The following is a 26160-nucleotide window of genomic DNA, read 5'->3' as shown; positions in this document are numbered from 1 at the left end:
ACCCCAACCCTCTCCCGGAGGGAGAGGGAGTAAATACGTGCCCTGCCTGCAACCACGTGCCACGACCGCCACACGGACCAACTCCCTCTCCCTCAGGAGCGGGGCGCGCAGCCAGGGCTGGGGTGAGGGAGCGCGCCATACGTCCCACTCCAAGGCCCCAGCCATCCAATAGCCCACCCCAAGACCACTACCACGGCGCCTTGGCCAACACCTCGGCACAACGCACCTGGAGATACTCACGCAACAACCGCACCGGCCGGGTCAGTTGGGCGCGGTGGGTGCAGATCAGGTTGAGCGGCGTCGGCTCTCCCAGGTATTCGCCCATCGCCAGTTGCAGGCGTCCGTCCCGCACGTCGTCGGCCACGTCCAGCCAGGACTTGTAGACCAGCCCCTGCCCCGCCACCGCCCAGCGGCGCACCACGTCGGCATCGTCGCTGACCCGGTTGCCGCGCACCATCACGCTCGTCTCGCGCCGGCCCAGGGTGAAGCGCCAGCGGTCGTGGACCCGCTCGCCGAGCATGTACAGCAGGCAGTTGTGTCCGCGCAGCTCCTCCGGCTGGCGCGGCATGCCGTGGCGGGCGAAATACCCCGGCGCGGCGCACAGCACGCGGCGGTTGCCGGCGGCCAGCGGCAGCGCCACCAGGCTGGAGTCCTCGGGGATGCCATAGCGCAGGGCGATGTCCACCGGATGACGGAACAGGTCGCTGACCCGGTCGCCGAGCAGCAGGCGCACGGCCAGTTGCGGGTGCTCCTGCTGGAAAGCGTCGAGCCAGGGCAGCAACACGTTGCGGCCGAAGTCCGAGGGTGCGGAAAGGCGCAGTTCGCCGCTGATCGCCGCCTTGCCGCCGGCCAGTTGCTCGCGCCCCTCGGCCAGGCTGCGCAGGGCGGCGCGGGCATGGGCGAGGAACTGTTCGCCCTCGGCGGTCAGGCGCAGGCTGCGGGTCGAGCGCACCAGCAGGCGTACCTCCAGCTCATGCTCCAGGCGCTTGAGCGCGGCGCTGGCCACCGCCGGCGACACGTCGAGGGCCCGCGCGGCGGCGGACAGGCTGCCGGCGTCGGCGGTACGGACGAAGAGTTGCAGGTCGTCGAGGCGCAGCATGGCGGACCCATTTTCAAAGTTTCCTTGAAAGAGACTCTATTACCGGCGGCTTTTTCATGCCAGACAAAGAGACGAGGATGTTTCCAACACACAGCCCCCTGTAGGAGCCAGCTTGCTGGCGATGCTTCTGTGCACCGGTGCAGATCGCCAGCAAGCTGGCTCCTACAGCAATCACTCCCACCACGAGGCCGCCCATGAAAGCCATCGCCTACTACCAGTCCCTGCCCATCGACGACCCCGAGGCGTTGCAGGACGTCGAGCTGCCCGAACCGGTGCCCGGCCCGCGCGACCTGCTGGTCGAGGTCAAGGCCATTTCGGTCAACCCGGTGGACACCAAGATCCGCCGCAACGTCGCACCGGAAAACGGCCAGGCCAAGGTGCTCGGCTGGGACGTGGCCGGCGTGGTCAAGGCGGTCGGCGCCGAGGTCAGCCTGTTCCGGCCGGGCGACAAGGTGTTCTACGCCGGCGCCCTGGACCGCGCCGGCGCCAACAGCGAGCTGCACGTGGTCGACGAGCGCATCGTCGGCGCCATGCCGCAGAGCCTCGACTTCGCCCAGGCCGCCGCCCTGCCGCTGACCGCGATCACCGCCTGGGAGCTGCTGTTCGAGCGCCTGGGCATCGCCGAAGGCCAGGCCAGTGCCGGACAGAGCCTGCTGATCGTCGGCGCCGCCGGCGGGGTCGGCTCGATCCTCACCCAACTGGCCCGCCAGCTCACCGGCCTGAGCGTGATCGGCAGCGCCTCGCGCCCGGAGACCCAGGCCTGGGTGCGCGAGCTGGGTGCCCACCACGTGGTCGACCACCGCCAGCCGCTGGCCGAGGAACTGAAGCGCATCGGCGTCGGCCAGGTGACCCACGTCGCCAGCCTGACCAACACCGACCAGCATCTCGACCAGCTCGTCGAGGCACTGCTGCCGCAAGGCCGGCTGGGCCTGATCGACGACCCGCTGGAGCTGGACGTGCGCAAGCTCAAGCGCAAGAGCCTGTCGCTGCACTGGGAGTTCATGTACACCCGCTCGCTGTTCCAGACCGCCGACATGATCGAGCAGCACAAGCTGCTGCAACGGGTCGGCCAACTGATCGACCAGGGCGTGCTGAAGACCACCCTCGGCGAGCATTTCGGGCGCATCGACGCCGCCAACCTGCGCCGCGCCCATGCCCTGCTGGAGAGCGGCAAGGCCAAGGGCAAGATCGTGCTGGAGGGGTTCTGAGCCGCGAGAGGCTGTAGGGTGCGTCGTGCGTTCAGCCGGGGGACATGGGTAACGGGTGTCGGGAGACATAGGTGACACCCGAGGCATGTCTTGCAGCGGGACACTCCGGCCCTCCCCCAACCCTCTCCCAAGGGGAGAGGGGGCTGTTCGGAGTTGGAATCATGCACTGTGTCCACCGGAAACTCGGGTTGACTCCCTCTCCCTCCGGGAGAGGGCTGGGGTGAGGGGCGGACTACGGAACAGGTACGAGCTTCGAGATAACCGTCCCCCGGTGCGCACGGCGCACCCTACGGGGGAAGAACCCACCTCCCCCAATGCCGTTCATCGCCCTTCGGCGGCGGTGTGACGACCATCAGTCCGTCAATTGATCCAAGTCACATTTTGCCAATAAACCCCGACTAGACTGAGGTCTCTCACCCCGGCCTGGGAGGCTGCCCGTCGTGAAGATCATCGTGCGTCAAGCCCCGAACAGCTCGACTCCTGCCACCTGGCAGGTCTGCCTGGACCAGCACAGCGTGCGCTTTCGCAGCGAGGTCGAAGCGCGGCAATTCGTAGCCACCCTGGAAGCCCGATTGCGCGCCCCGCACACGCTACCCGAACTCGTTCAGCGCAGCGCCTGACGCAACTCCAGCCGCCGGGTCAGCAGTGCCACCGTGACGGCGGCCAGGCCGCACAGGGCGATGGCCTCGCCCATCGGCATCGCGGTGCCGTCGTGCAGCACGCCGACCAGCGCCGAGGCGCCAGCGGCGATGCAGAACTGCAGCGAACCCAGCAGCCCGGAGGCGACCCCGGCGTTCTGCCCCTGGCCGGCCATGGCGCAGGCCGCCGTGTTGGGCAGGATGGCGCCGAGGCTGGCGATGCACAGGAACAGAGGGATCAGCAGCGGCCATAGCTCGGCCGGACGGAAAGCCGCCAGCCCGAGCATGGTCAGCGCACTGAACAGATAGACCCACACCGCGCGGCGCAGCCAGAAGTCCGGGCCGCGCCAGTGCAGCATCCGCGCATTGACCTGGCCGACCAGGATGAAGCCCAGCGCATTGGTGCCGAACAGCCAGCCGTAGTGTTCGGGCGGCACGCCGTAGAGCTCGATGAACACGAAGGGCGAGCCGGAGATGTAGGCGAACATCCCGCCCATCACCAGGCCGCCGGTCAGCGCATGGCCGATGAACACCCCGTCGCCGAACAGCCGTCGATAGCTCCCCAGGGCTCCGCTCAGGGGCGCACGGGGCATGTCCGCCGGCATCGACTCCGGCAGCCAGAGCGCCACCGCCAGGCCGCACAGGGCGCTGAACAGGGTCAGGGCGTAGAAGATCGACTGCCAGCCGGAGAGCGTCAGCAGCCAGCCGCCGAGCAACGGCGCGAGCATCGGCGCCAGGCCCATCACCAGCATCATCTGCGAGAACACCCTGGCCGAGGCGATCGGGTCGCACAGGTCGCGCACCACCGCCCGCGTCACCACCATCCCCGCGCAGCCGCCGAGGGCCTGGACGAAGCGCGCGGCGATCAGCCATTCCAGGCTCGGCGCCAACGCGCAGGCCAGCGAGGCCAGGGTGAACAGCGCCACCCCGGCGAGCAGCGGCACGCGGCGGCCCAGCCGGTCGGCCAGCGGGCCATAGAGCAGTTGGCCGATCGCCAGGCCGGCGAAGTACACCGCCAGGCTGAGCTGCACGTGCTCGACATCGGTGGAGAAGGCCTTGGCGAGGGTCGGGAAGCTCGGCAGGTAGAAGTCGACGGCCAGGGGGCCGAAGGCGCTGAGCGCGCCAAGGATCAGCAGGATACGTAGGGTCATTGGGCATTCGCAGGAAACCGGTCCGACAGGATAGCCGGAGTGACGGCCCGGCCCAAGTTTCGATGCGTGACCCCGTAGGAGCCAGCTTGCTGGCGATCACGGCGTATCGGGAGCGCACGGATCGCCAGCAAGCTGGCTCCTACAGGGCTATTCGGCCGGGGTCTTCGCCTCTTCCGCCTTCTTGCCCTTGCCGCCAAGCTTCTCAGCCAGCGATTCCACCAGCAGGTAGAACATCGGGATCAGGAAGGTAGCCAGCACGGTCGCGGCGAGCATCCCGCCGATCACCCCGGTGCCGATCGAGTGGCGGCTCGCCGAACCGGCGCCGGAGCTGATGGCCAGCGGCACCACGCCGAGGATGAAGGCCAGCGAGGTCATGACGATCGGCCGGAAGCGTAGCTTGGACGCCTCCAGCGCCGCCTCGAAGATGCCCATGCCGCGCTCCTCGCGGCACAGCACGGCGAACTCGATGATCAGGATGGCGTTCTTCGCCGCCAGGCCGATCAGGGTCACCAGGCCGACCTGGAAGTACACGTCGTTGTTCAGCCCGCGCAGCCAGATCGCCAGGATCGCGCCGAACACCGCGAAGGGCACCGCGGTGACCACCGCCACCGGCAGGGTCCAGCGCTCGTACTGGGCGGCGAGGATCAGGAACACCAGGATCAGGCCGAAGATGAACGCCGTGCTGCCCGAACCCTGGGTGGCCAGCTCCTGGTAGGCCGAGCCGGTCCAGCCCAGGGAGTAGTTCTCGCCGAGAACCTCGTCGGCCACCTCCTGCATGGCCTTCAGGGCCTGGCCGGAACTGTAGCCCGGCGCCGGCCCGCCGAGCACCTTGGCCGCCGGGTAGACGTTGAAGCGCGCATAGGAGTCCGGGCCGAGGATGCGCGTCACCCGCACCAGCGAGGACAGCGGGATCAGGTCATGGGTGGCGGAACGCACGTAGACCTGGCTGAGGTCCTCCGGCTTGCGGCGGAAGTCCGCCTCGGATTGCAGGCTGACCTGCCAGGTACGCCCGTAGAGGTTGAAGTCGTTGACGTAGTAGCTGCCGAAGGTGGACTGCATGGCGGTGAACACATCGTTGATCGCCACGCCCAGGGCGCGCGCCTTGGTGCGGTCGAGGTCGATGTAGTACTGCGGCACCTCGGCGCTGAAGGTGGTGTTGACGCCCGCCAGCTCCGGACGCTGGGAAGCGGCGGCGATGAATTTCTGCACCATCGCGTCGAGGTCGGCGACGCTGCCGCCGCTGCGGTCCTGGAGGTAGCCCTCGAAACCGCCGGTGGTGCTCATGCCGGTGATCGGTGGCGGGTTGAAGGTCATCACCACCGCATCCTTCTGCTTGGCGCCCATGGCCATGAACTGTGGCGGCAGGTTGCGTGCGTCCATCTCCGCGCTGGTGCGCTCCTTCCAGTCCTTGAGGGTGATGAAGGACACCCCGGCGTTGCTGCGGGAGCCGTAGGTGAGGATGTCGAAGCCGGCGAAGGTGACCACGTCCTCCACCGCCGGATGCTCCATCAGTTCCCGGGTGACCTCGCTGGTGACCTGGTCGGTGCGGCTGAGCGCGGCCGCCGGCGGCAGGACGTAGGCGCTGAGCACGTAGCCCTGGTCCTCGTCGGGAACCAGCGCGCCGGGCACCCGGTTGAACAGCAGGAGCATGATGGCGATCATCCCGCCGAACACCAGCAGGCCGATCAGCGTGCGCTTGAGGAAGAAGTGCACGCCGGCCGCGTAGCCGTCGGTGAGGCGGTCGAAGACCCTGTTGAACCAGCGGAACGGCGCGGCCGGCTCCTTGTGCTCCGGCTTGAGCAGCAGCGCGCAGAGCGCCGGCGACAGGGTCAGCGCGACGATGCCGGAAATGATCACCGACACCGCGATGGTGATCGCGAACTGCTTGTACATCTGCCCGGCCAACCCGCCCAGGAAGCCCACCGGGATGAACACCGCGCAGAGCACCAGGACGATGGCGACGATCGGCCCGGTCACCTCCTCCATGGCCTTGATCGCCGCGTCGCGCGGGCTGAGCTTCTCGGTGCGCATCACCCGCTCGACGTTCTCCAGCACCACGATGGCGTCGTCCACCACGATGCCGATGGCCAGCACCATGCCGAACAGGGTCAGCATGTTGATGGAGAAGCCGAGCAGGTACATGCCGGCGAAGGTGCCGATCAGCGACACCGGGATCGCCAGCACCGGGATCAGCGTGGCGCGCCAGTTCTGCAGGAAGATGAACACCACCAGCATCACCAGCACCAGGGCCTCGAAGAAGGTGTGGATCACCTCCTCGATGGACACCTCGACGAACTTGGTGGTGTCGTAGGGAATCTTGTAGGCGATGCCCTCCGGAAAGCGCTGGGACAGGCGCTCCATGGTCGCCTTCACCGCCTCGGCGGTGTCCAGGGCGTTGGCGCCGGGCTGCAGGTAGATGCCGAAGGCGGCGTTCTGCTGGCCGTTCAGGCTGGTCACCAGGGAATAGTCCTGGGCACCCAGCTCGACCCGTGCGACGTCCTTGAGCAGCAGGCTGGCACCGGTGGGGTCGGTGCGCAGGATGACGCTCTCGAACTCATGCGCCTCGGTGAAGCGCCCCTTGGTGCTCACCGTGTAGGTAAAGGCCTGCGGCTCGCTCAGCGGCTCGCGGCCGAAGCTGCCGGCGGCGAACTGCGAGTTCTGCTCCTGGATCGCCTTGACCACGTCGCTCGGCGTCAGGTCGTACTGGGCCAGCTTGTCCGGGCGCAGCCAGATGCGCATCGAGTAGTCCTTGGAGCCGAACTGGCTGGCGTCGCCGACGCCGGGGATGCGCTTGAGCTCGTCGATCACGTTGATCAGCGCGTAGTTGCTGATGAAGATCGGGTCACGGGAGTTGTCCGGCGAGAACAGAACGACCACCTGGAGGATGTCGGAGGACTTCTTCTCCACCTTGACGCCCTGCCGGCGCACTTCCTCGGGCAGCTTGGCGGTCGCCGCCTGGACCTTGTTGTTGACGTCGATGGTGGCCTGGTCCGGGTCGGTGCCGACCTCGAAGTACACGGTCAGGCTCATCGCACCATTGCTGTCGGAGTTGGAGCGCTGGTAGATCATCCCCTCGACGCCGTTGATCTCCTGCTCCAGCGGCGCGGCCACGGTTTCGGCGATCACTTGGGCGCTGGCGCCCGGATAGGCGGCGCTCACCGAGACCTGCGGCGGCAGGATCTCCGGGTACTGGGCGATGGGCAGCGCGCGCATCGCGGCCAGGCCGGCGAGGATGATGACGATGGAAATGACGGTGGCGAAGATCGGCCGGTCGATGAAGAAGCGTGAGATCACGGCGACGCTCCTCTACGACTGCTGCGCGGATTGGCTTTCGGCTTCGCCCTTGGGCGCGGCCTCCACCACCTTCACCGGCTGGTCGGGGCGCACCCTGGGCAGCCCCTCGACGATCACCCGGTCGCCGGCGGTGATACCCGACTCAATCACCCAGCGACCGCCCTTGGTGTCCCCGGTGACCACCTGCTTGCGCCGCGCGATGCCCTGCTCGTCGACCACGAACACGTAAGTGCCGCGCGGCCCCTGGGCCAGCGCCTGCTCGGGCACGGTGTAGGCCTGCGGCTGGGTGAGGCCCTTGACCACCACCCGGACGAACTGGCCGGGCAGCAGCTTCTGGTCGGGGTTGGGCACCACCGCGCGGGCGCTGATCGTGCCGGTGCCGGTGTTGACGAAGCTGTCGGTGAAATCGACCTTGCCCTCCAGCGGGTAGGCCGAACCATCGCCGAACATGATCACCGCGCTCAGCTTGCCGTCCTCGGGCAGCACCAGCCGGCCGCTCTGCACGCCGCTGCGCAGGCGCTCGGCCTCGGTGTCCGGGTAGGCGAAGTTGACGTACAGCGGGTCGAGCTGGGTGATGCGGGTGAGCAGGCTGGCGTTGGGGTCGCTGGCCACCATCAGGCTGCCTTCGGAAACGCTTTCCCGGCTGGTGATGCCGCCGATCGGCGCCTTCACCGTGGTGTAGTCGAGGTCGATCTGCTTGGCCTGCACGTTGGCCTTGGCGGCCTCGATGTTGGCCTTGGCCTGCTCGTAGGCGGAAATGTAGCGGTCCAGTTCGCTTTCGCTGGCGTAGCCCTTCTTCTGCAACTCGCGGATGCGCTTGAGGTCGCGGTCGGCCTGGCGGTAGCGCGCCTGTTCCTGGGCCAGCGCGCCCTGGGCCTGGCTCAGCGCCGCCTGGTAGGTGCGCGGGTCGATGCGGAACAGCACCTGGTCCTTCTCCACGGTCGCGCCCTCCTGGTAGGTGCGCTGCTGGAGGATGCCGCTGACCTGGGCACGTACTTCCACCTCGCGGTAGCCGGCGGTGCGTCCGGCGTATTCCAGCGACAGCGGCAGCGACTCGGCGACGATCGCCTCCACCACCACTTCGGGGGCCGGGTGTGCCGCGCCACCGGCCGGCGCGTCCTCCGCCAGGGCATGGACGGCCAGCAGGCCGCTCAGGACGAGTGCGGGAAGGGTCCGGGGAAAGCGCGCATCTAAGGGCATAGGTGTCTCCATGACAAGCTCGAAACCAGGTGAACGCGAGCGCCGCCCCTCCGACCTGCCACACTTGCAAGAGCCGGCGAAGCAACCGGAGGATGTAAAGCCTGTAAACTCCGTTCCCAAAAAGACTAGCCAGTAAACCGCGAGCCGCCATGCGCCGTACCAAAGAAGATGCCGAGAAGACCCGTCACGCCATCCTGCAGGCTGCGGAGTTGCTGTTTCTGGAGAAAGGCGTGGCGCACACCAGCCTGGAAACCATCGCGCGCTATGCCGGGGTGACTCGCGGGGCGGTCTACTGGCACTTCCAGAACAAGGCCCACCTGTTCAACGAAATGCTCAACCAGGTACGTCTGCCGCCGGAGCTCCTGGCCGCCCGGCTCGGTGGCGAGAACGCCTGTGCCTCGCTGCTGGCGCTGCGCGACCTGTGCATCGAGACCCTCGAAGACCTGGCGCGCGACGAACAGAAGCGGCGCATCTTCACCATCCTCCTGCACCGCTGCGAATTCACCGACGAGTTGCGCGAGGCCGAAGAGCGCCACAACGCCTTCATCAAGCAGTTCATCGCCCTCTGCGAGAACATCTTCAAGCACGCGCAGGAGATCGACCGCCTGCGTCCGGGAATCAGCCCGGCGCTCGCCGCCCGCGCCCTGCACGCGCTGATGATCGGCCTGTTCACCGACTGGTTGCGCGACCCCGAACTGTTCGACCCGCTGCGCGATACTCCCGCGCTGATCGACGGACTGTTCCGCAGCGTGTTGAGTGGCTGGGGGGCCTGCGACGAGTGATCGTGACTCAGGCGAGCATCTCGTCCTGCAGCTTGTCCAGGAGCTGCTGGACGAGCAGCAGCCGGTCACGGGGCATGTCGAGCATCAGCAGTTCGAGCTTCTGCTCCAGGGGGAACGGCAGCAGATAGGCCAACTGGTTGGCCAGCGCCTGCTGGGTACCGACCACCCCGCCCATGCCCAGCTCGGCGACCATCGGATGCTCGGCCAGGGCCGCCAGCAACGCCGCCAGGTCGGCCTGTTCGGCCAGCAGGGGCTGCTCTTCGGGCTCCTCCAGCCAGTCGACTTCGGCAACGGCGAGCTGGTCGCGCTGCACCTCGGCGTTGCGCACGCGGAAGCGCCGCCCTCCCTCGACGCGAATACCGAGCAGGCCATTGGGACGCTGCTTCCAGTCACGGATCAGCGCTTCGCAGCCGATTCCCGCGAAGCGGCCGGCAGCCTTGCCGACCTCCTGCCCCTCGATGATGCCGACCACGCCGAAACCGCTGCCTTGCTTCATGCAGCGGCCGATCATGTCCAGGTAGCGCGCCTCGAATATCTGCAGGTCGAGGGTGCAACCGGGAAACAGCACGGTGTTGAGGGGGAACAACGGTAATGTCATGGGCGATTCCTGCATGGGGCATCCTTCACCAAGCTTAGGTCCTGCTGTGTCAAACGATGAGGGCGACCACCAGCGGCAGCAACACCGCGGTGCCGACACCCATCAGGCTCATGCCCAGCGCCGCGAAGGCACCGCACTCGTCGCCCTCCTGGATCGCCCGCGAAGTGCCCACCGCGTGGGCGGTCATGCCCAGCGCCATGCCCTGCGCGGCCGGATGGCGCACGCCGATCCGGCGCAGCAGCTCCGGCCCGCAGATCGCGCCGATCACCCCGGTCACCAGCACGAACACCGCCGCCAGCGCGGCGATGCCACCGATCTGGTCGGCCACCAGCATGGCGATCGGCGAGGTCACCGACTTCGGCAGCAGACTCATCAGCATCAGCCGCTCGGCGCCGAACAGCCAGGCCAGCAGCACACCGAGCACGGTGGCCACCACCCCGCCGACCAGCAGGGTCAGCAAGGTCGGCACGAACAACTGGCGGATGCGCTTGAGGTTGAGGAACAGCGGCACCGCCAGGGCCACCGTGGCCGGGCCGAGGAACACCGTGAGCACCTCGGCGCTCTTGCGGTACTCGGCATAGCCGATTCCGCAGGCGAGCAGCACGCCGATCACCAGCAGCATCGACACCAGCACCGGCTGGAGGAACACCCAGCGGGTCTTCTCGTAGCCGGCCAGGGCCAGTTGGTAGGCGCCGAGGGTGACGCCGACGCCGAACAGCGGGTGGTGGATCAGCGCCTGCCAGGCTCCCGCCCAGTCGAGGCTCATGGCTCCTCCCGGTGCCGAGCCTGGCGGTCGATCAGTTTCTGCATCAGCCAACCGATGAACAGCAGGGCGAGCAGCAACGACAGCAGCAGCGAACCGGCCACCGCCCAGAAGTCGTCGGCGATATCCCGCGCATAGGCCATCACCCCGACCGCCGCCGGTACCAGCAGCAGCGGCAGGTAGCGCAACAGACTGGAGGCCGCCGTGGACAACGGCTCGCCGACCTCGCCGCGCAGCATCAGGAATGCCAGCAGCAGCACCAGGCCGATGATCGGCCCCGGCAGCATCGGCAGGAACAATACGTTGAGCGCGGTGCCGAGCAGTTGGAACAGCACCAGCCAGGTCAGGCCACGTAGCAGCATGGGATACCTCCGGAACGTCGCCCGCCATCCCCCGGCGGCGGGCAGGCGCCATTATAGGCAGTCGGCGCTCGCCTATAGCGGGCCATTCGCGCGGCCATGCCCGCTTGACCCGACTTTCGGCCCGTGGTGATCTTGGCCCTGCGTGGCTTCACTCCAACAAAAACCATCCCTCCGAGGAGGCAGCATGCCGTTAGTACCCGTCGCAGAACTGAAGAACTACATCGGCAAGGACCTGGGTCACTCCGACTGGCTGACCATCGACCAGGCGCGCATCGACCAGTTCGCCGAATGCACCGAAGACCACCAGTTCATCCACGTCGACCCGGAAAAGGCCAAGCGGACGCCTTTCGGCGGCACCATCGCCCACGGCTTCCTCTCCCTGTCGCTGATCCCGAAACTCAGCGAGAGCCTGCTGGTCATGCCGGAAGGCCTGAAGATGGGCGTCAACTACGGCCTCGACAGCGTGCGCTTCATCCAGCCGGTACCGGTGAACTCGCGCGTCCGCCTGGCGGTCACCATCCTCGACGTCACCGAGAAGAATCCCGGCCAGTGGCTGATCAAGTCGCGCTGCACCCTGGAGATCGACGGCCAGGCCAAGCCCGCCTTCATCGCCGAAAGCCTGGCGCTCTGCTTCGTCTGAACCCGACGCGGCAAAATGAGGGGCGCCACAAGCGCCCCTTCCCGTTTCTGGGGCATACTCCCGGCATCCCACGACCGGTACGTTTTCCCGCCATGCACCGCCTGATCGCCCCCCTCGGCCTCGTCCTGCTGCTCGCCGCCTGCGGCGAGGGCGAACCGCTGACGCCACCCGACGCTCTGCTGCCCGACGGCGGCCGCTACCGTGGCCAGATCGTCGACGGCCTGCTGCAAGGCCCCGGACGGCTGGACTACGCCAACGGCAGTTGGTTCGAGGGGCAGTTCAAGGACGGCCTGCTCGACGGTCCGGGCGAATGGCACGGCCCGAACGGCGAGCGCTACGTCGGCGACTTCCGCCGCGGCCTGTTCGACGGCAACGGCACGCTCAGCTACAGCAACGGCACCACCTACCAGGGCGCCTTCAGGAACGGCCAAATGCACGGCCAGGGCAGCCTGCGCCAGGACGGCGTGCGCTACCAGGGCGAATTCCAGCACGACCAGTTCAACGGCCTCGGCAAGCTGGAACGCAACGACGGCAGCAGCTTCCAGGGCCAGTTCGTCGGCGGCCAGCCGAACGGCGCCGGGGTGCGCATCGACAGCGACGGCGGCCAGTTCTCCGGCACCTTCAGCAACGGCCTGCTGAACGGCCAGGGCAGTTACCAGAGCCGCGACGGCGACCACTACAGCGGGGCCTTCCTCAACGACCAGTTCTCCGGCAAGGGCCGCTACCAGAGCGCCGAGGGCGACGTGTGGAGCGGCGAGTTCGAGAACGGCATGCTGAATGGCATGGGCGAACTCCTCGGCGCCGACGGCAGCCACTACCAGGGCGGCTTCCGCAACTGGCGCTTCCATGGCGAAGGCCGCCTGCGCCTGGCCGACGGCAGCGTCTACCAGGGCCACTTCGCCGACGACCAGTACAGCGGCAAGGGCACCCTGACCCGAACCGACGGCAGCGTGCGCAGCGGCACCTGGCTGGACGGCCAGCGCATTCGCAACGAGCGCGGCCAGTTGCTGCCCGACCCGCTGGAGCTCGGCCTGCTGCGCCAGGGCGAACTGCTCGACCAGGCGATCGCCGCGCTCCCCGCCTCCACCCCGGCGCTGGAACTGTACAGCCTGAGCCTGGCCGGCGACGGCAAGCAGAGCGTGTTCCTGCGCGAAGCCGACTACGTCAGCGACCTGCTCCAGCAGCGTTTCGGCGCCTTCGGCCAGATCAGCCTGGTCAACCACCGCGACCACCTCGCCGACCGGCCGCTGGCCACCCGCGAGAATCTCTCCCGCGCCCTGCAGGCGCTGGCCGAGCGCAGCGGCCCGGAAGACCTGATCTTCATCTACCTGACCAGCCACGGCTCGCAGAACCACGAACTGCTCCTCGACCAGCCGCGCCTCGCCCTCGCCAGCCTGCCGGCCGCCGAGCTGGCCTCGTTGCTGCAGCCCCTCAAGGACCGCGACAAGGTGGTGGTGATCTCGGCCTGCTTCTCCGGGGGCTTCCTCCCCGAACTGAAGAACGAGCGCACCCTGGTGATCACCGCCGCGCGCGCCGACCGGGTGTCGTTCGGCTGCTCGGAAGACAACGACTTCACCTATTTCGGCAAGGCACTGTTCGCCGAGGCCCTGAACGAGACCGACGACCTCGAACGCGCCTTCGAACGCGCCAAGGAACTGGTCGCCGACCGCGAAAAGACCGATGGCTTCGAGCCTTCCGAACCGCAGATCTGGGCACCGCAGGGCGTGCTCAAGCATTGGCAGCGCCTGCGTGAAAGCCAGGCGCGCAAGGCGATGAGCGCACTGGAGTCCCAGTAGGGTGCGTTGTGCGCAGCGTTTACCCGGAAGCCCGCACGGCGCCTTGCCTGAAACGATGGCCCCACGCCTGGGTCGGTGCGCACGGCGCACCCTACGGAAAGCATCGCCGGGCATTCACCTCGGCAATCCCCGCCCCGAGCTTCTAAGCTTGGGGTGTAACGGCCACGAGACGCATCCATGTACCTGACGCCCCAACGCATCCTGCTCGCCGGCGCCACCGGACTGACCGGCGAACACCTGCTCGACCGCCTGCTCAACGAGCCCACGGTCAGTCGCGTGCTGGCACCGACGCGCCGACCGCTGGCCGAGCATCCGCGTCTGGACAACCCGCAGGGCGAGCTGATGACCTTGCTGCCGCTGCTCAGCGGGCCGCTCGACACGGCGTTCTGCTGCCTCGGCACCACCATCAAGCAGGCTGGCTCCCAGGAGGCTTTCCGCGCGATCGACCACGACCTGGTGCTGGCCGTGGCGCAACGCGCCCGCGCCCTCGGCGCGCGGCATTTCCTGGTGATCAGCGCACTGGGCGCCGACCCCAGGTCATCGGTGTTCTACAACCGGGTCAAGGGCGAGATGGAAGCCTCGCTACGTGCCATGGACTGGCCGCAACTGACCATCGCCCGCCCCTCGCTGCTGCTCGGCGAACGCAGCGAAACGCGCCTCGCCGAACAGTTGGCCGCACCGCTGGCCCGGCTGATCCCCGGCAAGTACCGTGGCATCCAGGCCTGCACCCTGGCCCGTGCGCTCTGGCGCCTGGCCCTGGAGGAGCAGGACGGGGTGCGGGTGGTCGAATCGGATGAGCTGCGTCGCCTGGGGCGTTAAACTCGCCCCGGTCACCCATTGCCGAAGAACCGACCATGAGCCAAGCCGATACCCTGCTCACCGCCCTGACCTCCACCGACATGCTGGAAATCGACGGGCTCTACGCCTGGCATTTCGAGCTGCACGGCGACCACCCGGAGCACCTGCTCAGCATCGAGGTCATGGACGGCAGCACCCGCCGGGAATGGCGCTTCACCCGCGCGACGGTCGAGACCGCGCGCTACGAAGCCGCCAGCGACACCTGGATACTCACCGTCGGCGATGCCAGCCACCGGATCAAATGCCTGGATGCGCTGGTGGCCAGCAGCGACGAGGTGGACGTCGAGGATGATGGCGGGTTGTGAGCCTGCGGAAAGCCGGTGGATGTGAAAAGCGACATCCACCCTACAGGCTAGGCAAGTGACCTGAACCACCGCCCCTCACCCTAGCCCTCTCCCAAAGGGAGAGGGGACTGGTCGGAGTTGCCGGCTCACCCGTAGCGGGCCATGCCCGCGATGCTTTTGACGCTGGCTATTGGTTTCCCGCGAACGCGGGGATCCAATAAAAAAAGACCGCAAGGTAGACGTCGAGAACGACGGCGGATTGTGAGTTCGACCGGTCATGCAGGTGACCTGAACCTCCGCCCCTCACCCTAGTCCTCTCCCAGAGGGAGAGGACTGGCTGGAGTTGCCGGCTCACCCGTAGGAGCGGGCCATGCCCGCGATGCTTTTGACGCTGGCTATTGGTTTCCCGCGAACGCGGGGATCCAATAAAAAAAGACCGCAAGGTAGACGCCGAGAACGACGGCGGATTGTGAGTTCGACCGGTCATGCAGGTGACCTGAACCTCCGCCCCTCACCCTAGCCCTCTCCCAGAGGGAGAGGGGACTGGCTGGAGTTGCCGGCTCACCCGTAGGAGCGGGCCATGCCCGCGATGCTTTTGACGCTGGTTATTGGTTTCCCGCGAACGCGGGGATCCAATAAAAAAGACCGCAAGGTGAGCTTCACCCCACCCAGCGGCCCTGCCCCTCCTCAATAGCGATACGGCGGCCCCGCCTCAGCCATCAGCGCGTTGTATTTCTTGAAGATATCCACCACTCGCTGGCAACGCGGGCTGGTCTTGGCGATCTCCTCCCAGAACTTCTTCGCCTCGTCCTCGACCGTCTTCCACTCGGCCTCGGGGATGGTGGTCAGCTCCAGCTTCTTGCCCTCGACGCGGATCTGCGCCTCGCCGCCCCAGTACCAGTACTGGCGGTAGTAGTGGGAGTTGTCCATGCACAGCTTGAACAGCTCCTTGAGGTGCTCGGGCACTTCCGCCCAACGCTCCGAGTTGGCGAAGTAGGAGCCGATCCAGGCGCCGGAGATGTTGTTGGTGAGGAAGTACTTGGTGACGTTGGCCCAGCCCACCGTGGTGTACTCGGTGATGCCGCACCAGGCGATGCCGTCCAGCTCGCCGGTCTGCACCGCCACCTCGACATCCTCCCAGGGCAGGGTCACCGGGATCACTCCGAAGCGGGTGAGGAACTTGCCGGCGGTGGGGAAGGTGAAGATGCGCTTGCCCTTGAAGTCCTCCAGGCTGCGGATCGGCTGCACCGTGGCGAAGTTGCACGGGTCCCAGGCGCCGGCGCCAAGCCAGGTCACCCCCTTGACCTCGCCGTAGGCCTCTTCCCAGATCTTGCGCAGGCCGTACTGTTCGAACAGCACCGGGATGTCCAGGCTGTAGCGGCTGGCGAACGGGAAGTAGCCGCCGAACACCGAGACGTCCACCGGCGCGGCGATGGAGTCGTCGTCGCTCTGCACCGCGTCGATGGTGCCGCGCTGCATGGCGCGGAACAGCTCGCCGGTGGGTACCAGTTGGTCGGCAGTGTAGAGCTGGATTTCCATCTCTCCCTTGGCCACCTTGTTGAAGGCGTCGATGGAAGGCTTGATCACGTGCGCGGCCAGTGCCGGCCCGGCGTAGGTCTGCAGGCGCCAGGTGATCTTCTTCGGCTCCTGGGCGTAGATGTGCGCCGCGCCGAGCGCCGCGGTGCCGACCGCGCCGGATGCCAGGGCGGCATCCTTGAGGAACTTGCGTCTCGTACTCATGCTGTTTCTCCGGTAAGTGTCGATTCAGATGCAATACAACCGCACTGCTCCGCCCACGCCGGCGCGGAGCCCCCCTCTCAGGTTGGCAAGAAGCCTTCTCTTGTCCGACTCGCCCGGCGCTGGAAACCGGGCGTACTGCACGCCTGAAAAACCTTCAACCGATCCCGTAGTAGCGCTGCGGCAACCACAGGGCGATCTGCGGAAAGATCATGATCAGCGCCAGGGCGAGGACCATGATCAGCACGAAAGGAATGACCGATACGTAGATGTCGCGCAGGGTGACCTCCGGCGGGGCCATGGCGCGCATCAGGAACAGGTTGTAGCCGAACGGCGGGGTCAGGTAGGCCATCTGGCAGGTGATGGTGTAGAGCACGCCGTACCAGACCAGGTCGAAACCCAGCGCGCCGACCAGCGGGATGTACAGCGGCGCGACGATCACCAGCATGGCGGTGTCGTCGAGGAACATGCCCATGACGAGGAACGACAACTGCATCAGGATGATGATCTGCCACGGCCCCAGGCCCATATCCTCGACGAAGATCCCCTCAATCGCCCTGACCGCGCCCAGCCCGTCGAACACCGCGCCGAAGCACAGCGCGGCGAGGATGATCCACATGAACATGCAGGTGATGCCCAGGGTCTTGCGCAGGGTCTCCTCCATCACGCCACGGGTCAGCCGGCCCCTGACGAAAGCCGCCAGGGTGGCGGCGACCGCGCCCACCGCCGAGCTTTCCACCAGGCTGGTGATGCCCATCAGGAACAGCCCGCTCATGGCGAAGAACACGAACAGCGGCACCAGCCCGGCGCGCAGCAGGCGGATCTTCTCCTGCCAGGTGATCTGCCGGCGCTCCTCCTCGGACAGGGGCGGCCCCAGATTCGGTTGCAGGCGGCAACGGATGGCGATGTAGACCAGGAACAGGAAGGCCATCAGCAGGCCGGGAAACACCCCGGCCAGCCACAACTGGCCGACCGGCTGGCGGGCGATCATGCCGTAGAGCACCAGCACCACGCTGGGCGGCAGGAGGATGCCCAGCGTGCTGCCGGCCTGGATCACCCCGGTGACCATGATCTTGTCGTAGCCGCGCCTGAGCAGTTCGGGCAAGGCGATGGTGGCGCCGATCGCCAGGCCGGCGACGCTCAGCCCGTTCATCGCCGAGATCACCACCATCAGGCCGATGGTGCCGAGCGCCAGGCCGCCGTGCAGCGGGCCCATCCAGACGTGGAACATGCGGTACAGGTCGTCGGCCACATGGGACTCGGACAGGATGTAGCCCATGTAGATGAACATCGGCACGGTCAGCAGCGGGTACCACTTCATCAGCTTCATCGCCGCGCTGAAGCCCATTTCCGAGCCGCCATCGCCCCACAGCAAGAGCGCCGCGAGCACCCCGACGAAGCCGATCGCGCCGAACACCCGCTTGCCGGTCAGCAACAGCAGCATCATGGTGGAAAACATCAGCAGGGCGATCAACTCGTAGCTCATTCCAGCGTCTCCCCCCGGGCCGCGGCGATGTCCGTGAAGAAGATGGCGATGGTCTGCAGCAGCATCAGCGCCACGCCGATGGTCATGATGATCTTGATCGGCGCCATGTGCGGCGACCAGGTGGAATAGCTGGTCTCGTCGTACTCCAGGGCGTAGAGCGTCGAAGAGAACCCGCCGTACAGCAGCATGCCCAGGTAGAACAGCAGGAAGAGCCCGGTGAACACGTCCATCACCGCCCGCGTGCGCGGCTTCCAGCGGCTGTAGAGCAGGTCCATGCGCACGTGGGCGTCGAGCTGCAGCGAATAGGCGCCGCCGAGCAGGAAGTAGGCGACCATCAGGAACTGGGCGACTTCCAGGGTCCAGATCGCCGGCATGCGCAGCCCCTTGGAGATCGACGAGTAGAGCAGCACGCCGAGCATCACGAAGAACAGGAACATGGTGGCGCGACCGACGTACCAGTTGATCCGGTTGACGACGCGGACGTAGGTCCTGATGACCTTGGGCATGACCATGGCCTCACGAAGGCTGCGGTTTTTTCGTCAGCCTAGTCGATGATTCCACAATGCCAACTCGACGCCCCGGGAGTGAGGCGCTTTCCGTAGGGTGCGCCGCGCGCACCGATCCGGGAGCTCCTCCATCGTTTCCGGCAGCACACCGTGCACGCCCCTGCAAGTGGTGCGCACGGCGCACCCTACCAAGGCGGTTCGGTGCAGCGTATCTGGAGCTGGTTCAGTTGCCGCCGGTCACGCCGAGGCTGATGCCGAGCACGGCGGCCAGGGAGAACGGCAGCAACAGGGTGTCCAGCAGGGCGCTGGCCGGCAGGTCGAGGGCGGCGTATTTCGGCGCCTCGGCCCCGAAGCGGTCGACCGGGCAACAGCCGCCGTTGAGGCTGTACCAGTCCAGCCGGGTGCCGGCGTAGACCAGCGGCGCACCGGGCTTGGCGGCGTCGAGGGTGCGCACGGTGGCGCAGCCGGGAAGCATGGCGCAGAGCAGCACGGCCACTCCCATGTAGGAACGAGTTCTGCTCACGAAGCTTCTGTGCAACGACCGTTCGCGAGCAGAGCTCGCTCCTACGAGGTCAGTCATCCGTACTGACCTGATGATGCTCGCCCCAGCGCGGCAGCATGTCCTGCGGGATGTTCAGCAGGTTGAGGATGCGCGCGACCACGAAGTCGATCAGGTCGTCGATGGTCTGCGGCTGGTGATAGAAGCCCGGCGACGCCGGCACGATGACCGCGCCGAGGTTGGAAAGCTTGAGCATGTTCTCCAGGTGGATGCTCGAGTACGGCGCCTCGCGCGGCACCAGGATCAACTGGCGGCGCTCCTTCAGCGCCACGTCGGCGGCGCGCTCGATCAGGTTGTTGCAGGCACCGGTGGCGATCGCCGACAGCGTGCCGGTGGAACAGGGCACTACCACCATGGCACCCGGCGCGCCGGAGCCGGAGGCCACCGGGGCCATCCAGTCCTCCTTGCCGTAGACGCGGATCTGCCCCGGCGCGGCGCCGGTGTACTCGCTCAGGAAAGCCTGCATCGCCTGCGGCTTGCCCGGCAGGGCGACATCGGTCTCGGTGGCCATCACCAGTTGCGCCGCCTTGGAGATCAGGAAGTGCACCTCGCGATCCTCCTGGATCAGGCAGTCGAGCAGGCGCAGGCCGTACTGCGCGCCCGAGGCGCCGGTCATGGCCAGGGTGATGCGTTCGGGTCCAGTCATGGGTGCTCCTTGATTACCTCTGGGCGGCATGGCCCCGCTTCTTTCGTAGCCCGGATGCGATCCGGGGCATGGAGCCGGCGGTTTTCCCGGATTGCATCCGGGCTACGGGCTGGTGGGTAACGCTTCGCGGTTATCCACCCTACAAGGGATCGCGTAGGGTGGAAAACGCCGAAGGCTTTTCCACCAGCGGGCTATTGGGTCCCCGCATTCGCGAGGACGACGGTCAACCTCGTCACTCCCGCATACGCGGGAGTCCAGTCACCCCAGCGCCTCGGCCAGCTTGCCGTGCAAGCCGCCGAATCCGCCGTTGCTCATGATCACCACCTGGGTGCCCGGCGCGGCATGGGCCTTGACCCCGGCGATGATCGCCTCCAGCGAATCGCACACCTCGGTCGGCACCGTCGAGCCGGCCACGGTGGCGGCCAGGTCCCAGCCGAGGTTCGGCGGCGCGTACCAGAATACCCGGTCGGCCTGGACCACCGAATCCGGCAGGCCGTCGCGGTGGGCGCCGAGCTTCATGGAGTTGGAGCGCGGCTCGATGACGGCGATCAACGGCGCGTCGCCGATGCGTTTGCGCAGCCCGTCGAGGGTGGTGGCGATGGCGGTCGGGTGGTGGGCGAAATCATCGTAGATGGTGACGCCCTGAACCTCGGCGACCTTCTCCATGCGCCGCTTGACGTTCTTGAAGGCGGAGAGCGCGGCGACGCCCAGTTCCGGCACCACGCCGACGTGGCGGGCGGCGGCCAGGCAGGCCAGGGCGTTGGCGACGTTGTGCTGGCCGGTCAGCTCCCAGTCCACGGTGCCCTGCGCCGCGCCGTCGAACAGCACCTCGAAGCGCGAGCCGTCCTCGCTGAGCAGGCGCGCCTGCCACTGGCCGCCTTCGCCGGTGGTCTGCACCGGGGTCCAGCAGCCCATGCGGATGACCCGCTGCAGGGCCTCCTCGGCCTGCGGATGGATGATCAGCCCCTCGCCGGGAATGGTCCGCACCAGGTGGTGGAACTGCCGCTCGATGGCCGCCAGGTCGGGGAAGATGTCCGCGTGGTCGAACTCCAGGTTGTTGAGGATCGCCGTGCGCGGGCGGTAGTGGACGAACTTCGAGCGCTTGTCGAAGAAGGCGCTGTCGTACTCGTCGGCCTCGACCACGAAGAACGGCGTGCCGCCCAGCCGCGCCGACACCGCGAAGTTCTGCGGCACGCCGCCGATCAGGAAGCCCGGGCTCATCCCGGCGTGTTCCAGCACCCAGGCCAGCATGCTGCTGGTGGTGGTCTTGCCGTGGGTACCGGCCACCGCCAGCACCCAGCGGCCTTGCAGCACGTGGTCGGCCAGCCACTGCGGGCCGCTGACGTAGGGCAGGCCCTGGTTGAGCACATATTCCACCGCCGGGTTGCCGCGCGACAGCGCGTTGCCGACCACCACCAGGTCCGGCGCCGGTTGCAGGTGGGCCGGCTCGTAGCCCTGCATCAGCTCGATGCCCTGGGCTTCCAGTTGGGTGCTCATCGGCGGGTAGACGTTGGCGTCGGAACCGGTGACGCGGTGGCCGAGTTCCTTGGCGAGCACCGCCAGCGAACCCATGAAGGTGCCGCAGATGCCGAGAATATGGATGTGCATGGATGTCCTCTGGAACGGGCTCCAGCGCCCGAAAAATCTTGCCGCAGGTTAGCACAGCGACCGGGGTTTCCGTCCCCGCCCCGTAGGGTGGAAAACCGCGAAGCGTTTCCACCACGTCGGTGGATGTGAAAAGCGACATCCACCCTACACGGCTGCTCCGCATTGCCGGCCTTCGCCCTCTCCCCCGGCCCCTCTCCCATGAATGGGAGAGGGGTGACTTAGGCCTGAAGCTCCGCACTCGTAGGAGCGGCCCATGGCCGCGATTCGCGGTCATGCGGTACTCCGCCGTGTCTCACTCCGACCGCAACATCTCGAGAAAGGTCTCGATCAAGCGCCGCGTCTTCTGCTCGCGCAGGCACACCAGGGTCTCGGTCATGCGCAGCCGGCAGTCGTGGATCGGCAAGGCGCGCAGCAGCGGGTTGGCGCCGAATTCGGCGGCGGAGACCACGCCGACACCGAGGCCGGCGAGGACCATCTCGCGCACCGCCTCGCGGCCTTCCACTTCCAGGGCGAGGTGCGGTTCGAGGCCGACGCGGCGCATTTCCGCCTCGATCATCTGGCGGGTCATCGAGCCCTGTTCGCGGAGCACCATGGGCACGCCGCCGAGGTCGGCCAGCTCGATGGACTCGCGCGCCGCCCAGGGGTGGTCGATGCCAACGAAGGCCACCAGCGGGTCGTTGCTCAGGGTCACGCAGTGCAGGCGCTCGTCGTCCACCGGGCGGCCGAGCACGGCGAGGTCGGCCTTGTAGGCGAACAGCCGGGCCAGCGCCTCGTCGGTGTTGCCGGTGACCATGCTGATGCGGATGCCCGGGTAGCGCTCGCGGAAACGTGCGATGTGCGCCAGCAGGTGTACCGGCGAATCCACCGCCAGGGTCAGGCTGCCGGTCTGCAACGCGCGCGAGCTGGACAGCAGCTCCTCGGCCTCGGCCTCCACGGCGAACAGCCGCTGGGTGATGCCGAGCAGCCGCTCGCCCAGTTCGGTGAGCTGCACCGAGCGCTTGTTGCGGTGGAACAGCAGCACGCCGAAGTACTCCTCCAGCTTGCGCACCTGGTCGGAAACCGCCGGCTGGCTGAGGAACAACTGCTCGGCAGCACGGGTGAAACCGCCGTGCACGGCAACCGCATGGAACGCCTTGAGCTGGGAGTGGGAAACCGCCATGGCCCGTCCTTGACTTGAAATAAGCAAAACTTGTTATTGAAATACCATAAAACGATTTTTCTTATCCATGGGGAACTGCTTTTATCGACTCCAACGCGGCGCCGACCGCCACTACGAAGACGCTGGAGACGACCATGAGCCAAGCCGAATTCCCCACCGCCCGCCTTGCCGCACCCGTGTTCGGCGAGCCCTACCTGCTCACCCCCGGTCCGCTGACCACCTCGCGCGCCACCAAGGAGGCCATGCTCCGCGACTGGGGCTCGTGGGACGCCGACTTCAACCAGGTCACCGCCGAAATCCGCCGCGAGCTGCTGGCCATGGCCGGCGTGAGCGACGACAGCTACGCCTGCGTACCCCTGCAAGGCAGCGGCACCTTCGCCGTCGAGGCCGCCCTGGCCACCGCCATCCCCCGCGACGGCAAGGCGCTGGTGCTGATGAACGGCGCCTACGGCAAGCGCGCCGCGCAGATCCTCGACTACCTCGGCCGCACCCACATCGACCTGGACAAGGGCGACTACCTGCCGCCGCAGCCGGAGGAAGTCGACCAACTGCTGCGCGACAACCCGGACGTCACCACGGTGTTCCTGGTCCACTGCGAGACCAGCTCGGGCATCCTCAACCCGCTCGCCGAGATCGCCACGACGGTCAAGGCCCACGGCAAGACCCTGGTGGTCGACGCCATGAGCTCGTTCGGCGCGGTGCCGCTGACCGTCGACCAGGTGCCGTTCGACGTGATGGTTTCCTCGGCCAACAAGTGCATCGAGGGCATCCCCGGCTTCGGTTTCGTGATCGTCCGCCGCGAGGTGCTGGAAGCCTCCAAGGGCCGCGCCCACTCGCTGAGCCTCGACCTGTACGAGCAGTGGGCCTACATGGAGAAGACCGGCCAGTGGCGCTTCACCCCGCCGACCCACAGCGTGGTGGCGTTCCGCGCGGCGCTCCAGCAGCACGCGGCCGAGGGCGGCGTGGCCGGGCGCCTGGCACGCTACACCCGCAACCGTGACCGGCTGGTGGCCGGCATGCGCGAGCTGGGTTTCGAGACCCTGCTGGAAGACCGCTGGCTGTCGCCGATCATCACCACCTTCTTCAGCCCCGACCACCCGAACTTCGACTTCAAGCGCTTCTACGCCGAGCTCAAGCAGCGCCAGTTCGTCATCTACCCCGGCAAGCTGACCATCGCCGAGAGCTTCCGCATCGGCTGCATCGGGCAGATAGACGAAGCCGTGGTCGCCCAGTTGCTGCGCGCCATCGCCGACAGCCTGGCAGCCATGGGCGTGGACCGCTGCAAGCCGGCGGCCTGAGGGCTTCGGTCACTGGATTCCCGCGTTCGCGGGAATGACGGGGGGGATACAGCGAGCCGTCCGCCATCCAGGAGTTGCACCGATACACCGTCCCCCCGCGAACGCGGGGCCCAATAAGGAAGGTTTCTGACCAGGAGCGTTCGCCAGGACGGCACGGGAAGTGCTCCCGAGAACAACAACAAATCCGCAAGTCATTGAACTGCCGGCACATTCCACTCAAGAGGTCAGAACAGTGAACAAGATTCCCGGTTTGTCCCTTCTCCGGCTCGGCAATAACGACATCCAGCGCTGGCGCCTGCAGGTGTTCGCCATCACCTGGCTGGCCTACGCCGCCTTCTACTTCACCCGCAAGGCGTTCTCGGTGGCCAAGCTGGGCATCGCCGACGATGCCGGCTTCGAACTGGACAAGGCCGCCATGGCCGACCTCGACGCCCTGTACCTGGGCGCCTACGCCGTCGGCCAGTTCACCTGGGGCATCCTCGCCGACCGCTTCGGGCCGCGCGTGGTGGTGCTCGGCGGGCTCATCGTCTCCGCCATCGCCGCCGTGATCATGGGCACCTTCGCCACCCTGCCGATCTTCGCCACCTGCATGGTGGTCCAGGGCCTGGCGCAGTCCACCGGCTGGGCCGGGCTGTGCAAGAACATCGGCAGCTTCTTCGCCACCCACGAGCGCGGCCGCGTGCTCGGCCTGTGGAGCACCTGCTACGCCTTCGGCGGGCTGATCGCCTCGCCGTTCGCCGGCTGGTGGGCCTACCAGGTGTACGGCGACTGGCGCGCGGCGTTCATCTCCAGCGCGGCGGTGGTCGGCGTGGTGGCGGTGCTGTTCTTCATTCTGCAACGCAACAGGCCGCAGGATGTCGGCCTGCCGCCGGTGGAACCCGAAACCGAGCCGGCGCAGGGTCGCGATGGCAAGCACGCCAGTTTCGGTAGCTGCCTGATGACCATCATGAAGAACCGTACCGTGCTGGTCCTCGGCCTCGCCTACTTCCTGCTCAAGCCGGCTCGCTACGCGATCCTGCTGTGGGGCCCCGTCATGGTCTACGAACGCATGCCGTCGATCGGCAAGGTCGCCTCGGCCATCGTGCCGACCGCCTTCGAGGTCGCCGGGCTGGTCGGTCCGATCCTCATCGGCCTGGCCTCGGACAAGCTGTTCGGCGCCCGCCGCTTCCCGGCCTGCGTGCTCAGCCTGCTGGTGCTGACCGTCTGCCTGGCGCTGTTCGTGCCGACCATGCAGAGCGGCAGCGTGCTGCTGGTGGTCGGCCTGCTGTTCATGATGGGCCTGACCCTCTACGGGCCGGACTCGATGATCAGCAGCTCGGCGGCCATCGACTTCGGCAAGGGCACCGCCGGCACCGCGTCGGGCTTCGTCAACGGCTGCGGCTCGATCGGCGCCATCCTCGGCGGCCTGCTGCCCGGCTACTTCGACACCGAGACCGTGTTCCTAGTCTTCACCGTCACCGCGCTGGTCGCCACCGCGATGCTGATCCCGCACTGGAACAGCCGGCCGCAGACCGCCGAGCAATCCCTTTCCAACCCCAAGCCACGCAAGGCGCTGGCCTGATTCCCACTGGAGCATCCGCCATGAACTACCAATCTCCGAAACACCTGCAAGCCGCGATCCTCGACTGGGCCGGCACCGTGGTCGACTTCGGCTCCTTCGCGCCGACCCAGATCTTCGTCGAGGCCTTCGCCGAATTCGGCGTCGCCGTCTCCCTGGAAGAAGCCCGCGGCCCGATGGGCATGGGCAAGTGGGACCACATCCGCACCCTCTGCGACGTGCCGGACATCGCCGCACGCTATGAGGCCAAGTTCGGCCGCACGCCGACCGACGATGACGTCACCGCTATCTATGAGCGCTTCATGCCGCTGCAGATCGAGAAGATCGCCGAACACTCGGCGCTGATCCCCGGCGCCCTGGAAGCCATCGCGGCGGTGCGCGGCAAGGGCCTGAAGGTCGGCTCCTGCTCGGGCTACCCGAAGGTGGTGATGGACAAGGTGGTGGCCCTGGCCGAGCGCAACGGCTACGTCGCCGACCACGTGGTGGCCACCGACGAAGTGCCCAACGGCCGTCCGCACCCGGCCCAGGCGCTGGCCAACGTGATCGCCCTGGGCATCAGCGACGTGGCCGCCTGCGTGAAGGTCGACGACACCACCCCGGGCATCCTCGAAGGCCGCAGCGCGGGGATGTGGACGGTGGCGCTGACCCTGTCCGGCAACGCCCTCGGCCTGACCTGGGAACAGTTCCAGGCCCTGCCGGAAGCTCGCCGCGCCGAGGAACGCGCCCGCATCGGCCAACTGTTCGAAGGCTCGCGCCCGCACTACCTGATCGACACCATCGCCGACCTGCCGGCGGTGATCGACGACATCAACGCCCGCCTGGCGCGGGGGGAGATGCCGCAGGGGTGTTGAGTCCCGGGGGCGTTGGTTGGCTCCGTCCCTCCCCCCCCCAACCCCTCTCCCGGAGGGAGAGGGGAGCAGACGAGGTGGC

General features: G+C 67.3%; 24 protein-coding genes. 10 read left to right on the top strand and 14 right to left on the bottom strand.

Features of this window, described 5'->3' with window-relative positions; translation table 11 throughout:
• Positions 1-187 precede the first annotated feature (187 nt).
• Complete coding sequence (locus PSEWESI4_RS07845) at positions 188-1099, bottom strand: LysR family transcriptional regulator (protein WP_187670630.1); 912 nt, start codon at positions 1097-1099, stop codon at positions 188-190.
• A 194-nt stretch (positions 1100-1293) separates the two neighbouring features.
• Between PSEWESI4_RS07845 and PSEWESI4_RS07840 the strand changes: the two genes are divergently transcribed.
• Complete coding sequence (locus PSEWESI4_RS07840; RefSeq protein WP_187670629.1) at positions 1294-2307, top strand: zinc-binding alcohol dehydrogenase family protein; 1014 nt, start codon at positions 1294-1296, stop codon at positions 2305-2307.
• Positions 2308-2753: 446 nt separating this feature from the next.
• Positions 2754-2927 carry a hypothetical protein gene (locus PSEWESI4_RS07835; protein WP_235978897.1) on the top strand — a complete coding sequence of 58 codons (174 nt, stop codon included), beginning with the start codon at positions 2754-2756 and terminating at the stop codon, positions 2925-2927.
• Here the strand turns inward: PSEWESI4_RS07835 and PSEWESI4_RS07830 are convergent.
• The 3 genes from PSEWESI4_RS07830 to PSEWESI4_RS07820 form a co-directional block, all read right to left on the bottom strand.
• The gene (locus PSEWESI4_RS07830; RefSeq protein WP_187670628.1) at positions 2912-4096 is read right to left on the bottom strand and encodes a multidrug effflux MFS transporter; all 1185 of its coding nucleotides are present in this window, start codon (positions 4094-4096) and stop codon (positions 2912-2914) included. The two genes, PSEWESI4_RS07835 and PSEWESI4_RS07830, sit on opposite strands and share 16 nt — an antisense overlap.
• 147 nt (positions 4097-4243) lie before the next feature.
• On the bottom strand, positions 4244-7390 hold the full coding sequence (locus PSEWESI4_RS07825) for an efflux RND transporter permease subunit (protein WP_328821812.1): 3147 nt from the start codon (positions 7388-7390) through the stop codon (positions 4244-4246).
• Between the two features lie 12 nt (positions 7391-7402).
• Entirely contained in the window at positions 7403-8590 is a 1188-nt protein-coding gene (locus PSEWESI4_RS07820; RefSeq protein ID WP_187670627.1) for an efflux RND transporter periplasmic adaptor subunit, read from the bottom strand.
• 149 nt (positions 8591-8739) lie between these two features.
• Between PSEWESI4_RS07820 and PSEWESI4_RS07815 the strand changes: the two genes are divergently transcribed.
• On the top strand, positions 8740-9372 hold the full coding sequence (locus PSEWESI4_RS07815; RefSeq protein ID WP_187670626.1) for a TetR family transcriptional regulator: 633 nt from the start codon (positions 8740-8742) through the stop codon (positions 9370-9372).
• 7 nt (positions 9373-9379) lie between these two features.
• Here PSEWESI4_RS07815 and PSEWESI4_RS07810 read toward each other — a convergent pair whose 3' ends face one another.
• The 3 genes from PSEWESI4_RS07810 to PSEWESI4_RS07800 are packed head-to-tail and all read right to left on the bottom strand — an operon-like array spanning position 9380 to position 11095.
• Positions 9380-9970, bottom strand: a complete 591-nt coding sequence (locus tag PSEWESI4_RS07810) for an LON peptidase substrate-binding domain-containing protein (protein WP_187670625.1) — start codon at positions 9968-9970, stop codon at positions 9380-9382.
• A gap of 49 nt (positions 9971-10019) precedes the next feature.
• The gene (locus tag PSEWESI4_RS07805; protein ID WP_187670624.1) at positions 10020-10736 is read right to left on the bottom strand and encodes an LrgB family protein; all 717 of its coding nucleotides are present in this window, start codon (positions 10734-10736) and stop codon (positions 10020-10022) included.
• Positions 10733-11095, bottom strand: coding sequence for a CidA/LrgA family protein (locus PSEWESI4_RS07800; RefSeq protein WP_187670623.1), 363 nt, complete (start codon positions 11093-11095; stop codon positions 10733-10735). Before PSEWESI4_RS07800 ends, PSEWESI4_RS07805 begins: the two co-directional genes overlap by 4 nt.
• A gap of 184 nt (positions 11096-11279) precedes the next feature.
• Here PSEWESI4_RS07800 and PSEWESI4_RS07795 point away from each other — a divergent pair, with 184 nt between their 5' ends.
• The 4 genes from PSEWESI4_RS07795 (at position 11280) to PSEWESI4_RS07780 (ending at position 14694) form a co-directional block, all read left to right on the top strand.
• Positions 11280-11735, top strand: a complete 456-nt coding sequence (locus PSEWESI4_RS07795) for a MaoC family dehydratase (RefSeq protein WP_187670622.1) — start codon at positions 11280-11282, stop codon at positions 11733-11735.
• 92 nt (positions 11736-11827) lie between these two features.
• The gene (locus tag PSEWESI4_RS07790; protein WP_187670621.1) at positions 11828-13531 is read left to right on the top strand and encodes a C13 family peptidase; all 1704 of its coding nucleotides are present in this window, start codon (positions 11828-11830) and stop codon (positions 13529-13531) included.
• A gap of 177 nt (positions 13532-13708) precedes the next feature.
• Positions 13709-14350: an oxidoreductase gene (locus tag PSEWESI4_RS07785; RefSeq protein WP_187670620.1), complete on the top strand. Its 642-nt coding sequence runs from the start codon at positions 13709-13711 to the stop codon at positions 14348-14350.
• Between the two features lie 35 nt (positions 14351-14385).
• The gene (locus PSEWESI4_RS07780; protein ID WP_187670619.1) at positions 14386-14694 is read left to right on the top strand and encodes a DUF5629 family protein; all 309 of its coding nucleotides are present in this window, start codon (positions 14386-14388) and stop codon (positions 14692-14694) included.
• 666 nt (positions 14695-15360) lie between these two features.
• On the opposite strand, the gene PSEWESI4_RS07775 is transcribed toward PSEWESI4_RS07780, so the two are convergent.
• The 7 genes from PSEWESI4_RS07775 to PSEWESI4_RS07745 form a co-directional block, all read right to left on the bottom strand.
• On the bottom strand, positions 15361-16413 hold the full coding sequence (locus PSEWESI4_RS07775; protein ID WP_187670618.1) for a TRAP transporter substrate-binding protein: 1053 nt from the start codon (positions 16411-16413) through the stop codon (positions 15361-15363).
• A gap of 154 nt (positions 16414-16567) precedes the next feature.
• Positions 16568-17896 (bottom strand): TRAP transporter large permease, encoded by a 1329-nt coding sequence (locus PSEWESI4_RS07770; protein WP_187670617.1) that lies wholly within the window; start codon positions 17894-17896, stop codon positions 16568-16570.
• Positions 17893-18402, bottom strand: coding sequence for a TRAP transporter small permease subunit (locus tag PSEWESI4_RS07765; RefSeq protein ID WP_187670616.1), 510 nt, complete (start codon positions 18400-18402; stop codon positions 17893-17895). The genes PSEWESI4_RS07770 and PSEWESI4_RS07765 overlap by 4 nt, the downstream gene beginning before the upstream one ends.
• 223 nt (positions 18403-18625) lie before the next feature.
• Positions 18626-18904 (bottom strand): YceK/YidQ family lipoprotein, encoded by a 279-nt coding sequence (locus PSEWESI4_RS07760; RefSeq protein ID WP_187670638.1) that lies wholly within the window; start codon positions 18902-18904, stop codon positions 18626-18628.
• Positions 18905-18974: 70 nt separating this feature from the next.
• Positions 18975-19607: a flavin prenyltransferase UbiX gene (gene ubiX, locus PSEWESI4_RS07755; protein WP_187670615.1), complete on the bottom strand. Its 633-nt coding sequence runs from the start codon at positions 19605-19607 to the stop codon at positions 18975-18977.
• A gap of 258 nt (positions 19608-19865) precedes the next feature.
• Positions 19866-21215: a UDP-N-acetylmuramate:L-alanyl-gamma-D-glutamyl-meso-diaminopimelate ligase gene (gene mpl / locus PSEWESI4_RS07750; protein ID WP_187670614.1), complete on the bottom strand. Its 1350-nt coding sequence runs from the start codon at positions 21213-21215 to the stop codon at positions 19866-19868.
• Positions 21216-21507: 292 nt separating this feature from the next.
• Positions 21508-22374, bottom strand: a complete 867-nt coding sequence (locus tag PSEWESI4_RS07745) for a LysR substrate-binding domain-containing protein (protein ID WP_187670613.1) — start codon at positions 22372-22374, stop codon at positions 21508-21510.
• A 134-nt stretch (positions 22375-22508) separates the two neighbouring features.
• Between PSEWESI4_RS07745 and PSEWESI4_RS07740 the strand changes: the two genes are divergently transcribed.
• The 3 genes from PSEWESI4_RS07740 (at position 22509) to phnX (ending at position 26081) form a co-directional block, all read left to right on the top strand.
• Positions 22509-23672 carry a 2-aminoethylphosphonate--pyruvate transaminase gene (locus tag PSEWESI4_RS07740; protein WP_187670612.1) on the top strand — a complete coding sequence of 388 codons (1164 nt, stop codon included), beginning with the start codon at positions 22509-22511 and terminating at the stop codon, positions 23670-23672.
• A gap of 232 nt (positions 23673-23904) precedes the next feature.
• Positions 23905-25233 carry an MFS transporter gene (locus PSEWESI4_RS07735; RefSeq protein WP_408004284.1) on the top strand — a complete coding sequence of 443 codons (1329 nt, stop codon included), beginning with the start codon at positions 23905-23907 and terminating at the stop codon, positions 25231-25233.
• A 20-nt stretch (positions 25234-25253) separates the two neighbouring features.
• Positions 25254-26081: a phosphonoacetaldehyde hydrolase gene (gene phnX, locus PSEWESI4_RS07730; RefSeq protein ID WP_187670611.1), complete on the top strand. Its 828-nt coding sequence runs from the start codon at positions 25254-25256 to the stop codon at positions 26079-26081.
• Positions 26082-26160: the final 79 nt, after the last annotated feature.

Origin of the sequence: Zestomonas carbonaria (genome assembly GCF_904061905.1) — a bacterium.
GTDB classification, from domain to species: domain Bacteria; phylum Pseudomonadota; class Gammaproteobacteria; order Pseudomonadales; family Pseudomonadaceae; genus Aquipseudomonas; species Aquipseudomonas carbonaria.
The sequence above is the reverse complement of the archived record's forward strand: the minus strand, read 5'-3'. Positions and strand labels throughout refer to the sequence as shown.